Raw genomic sequence first — 1,190 nt, forward strand, 5'->3', positions numbered from 1 at the left:
ACCCGGGTGTTGGAGGCGGTGACCGCCGATCCGCAGGTGTCGTTGGGTGCTGTGGACCTGCTCGATGAGGAGGAACGCCGTCAGGTCGTCGTCGATTTCAACGACACCGCGGATCCAGCGCCAGTCGAATCGGTGGTGGCCCTGTTCGAGGGGTGGGTGCTCCGGACTCCGGACGCGGTGGCGGTCGTCGCAAATGGGGTCGAGACGACGTTCGCCGAGGTCGATGCGCGGGCGAATCGGTTGGCGCGATTCCTGGTGGCGCAGGGGGTGGGTGCCGAGTCGGTCGTGGCGTTGTGCCTGCCCCGGGGTGTGGACATGATCGTCGCGATTGTGGCGGTGTGGAAGGCGGGCGCGGGTTATCTGCCGGTGGACGCGAGTCAGCCGGTGGAGCGGGTCGCTTTCGTGGTGCGTGACAGCCGCGCGGTGTTGTTGTTGACGGATCTGGATACGGCTGATGAGTTGCCGGCGGGGAAGATCCGCATAGTGGCGTTGGATAGTCCGGCGGTCGCGCAGTCGTTGGCGGCGGGGGAGTCGACCGCGCCGCGGGTGATGGGTTCCGCCGAGAATCCGGCGTATGTGATCTATACGTCGGGGTCGTCGGGGCGGCCGAAGGGTGTGGTGGTGACGCAGGCGGCGGTGGCGAATTATGTGGCGTCGGTGCCGGACCGGTTGGGTTTTCCTGTTTCGGGGGGCCGGTTTGCGTTGTTGCAGGCGCAGGTGACGGACCTGGGGAACACGGTGTTGTTCGCGTCGTTGGCGCGGGGCGGGCAGTTGCACATTCTGCCCGAGGGTGCGGTGACGGATCCGCTGGCGGTCGCCGCGTATCTGGCGGAGCATCGGATTGATCATCTGAAGGTGGTGCCGTCGCATCTGATGGCGTTGGGTGCGGCGGGCCAACTGTCGGATCTGGTTCCCGCTGGTGGTGTGGTGCTCGGTGGTGAGGCGGCCCCGGTGGAGTGGGTGCGGGACCTGGTGGCCGCTGCCGGTGGCCGGCCGGTGTTCAACCACTACGGGCCGACGGAAACCACGATCGGAGTGCTCACGGGTCGTCTTGATGGTGGTGGGGTGGTGCCGGTTGGGACGCCGATTCGTAACGTGCGGGTGTTCGTTCTTGATGACCGGTTGCGGCCGGTGCCGGTGGGTGTGGCGGGTGAGTTGTATGTCGCCGGGGCCGCGTTGGCGCGGGGTTA

Annotated in this window: 1 protein-coding gene; it reads left to right on the top strand. The window is 67.2% G+C overall.

Annotation, left to right across the window (positions count from 1 at the left end):
• Positions 1–177 precede the first annotated feature (177 nt).
• On the top strand, positions 178–1,190 hold a 1,013-nt coding region (locus ABZ406_RS30970), incomplete at its 3' end, for an AMP-binding protein (RefSeq protein ID WP_357769129.1).

Origin of the sequence: Micromonospora sp. NPDC005710, from assembly GCF_040630995.1 — a bacterium.
Taxonomy (GTDB): domain Bacteria; phylum Actinomycetota; class Actinomycetes; order Mycobacteriales; family Micromonosporaceae; genus Micromonospora.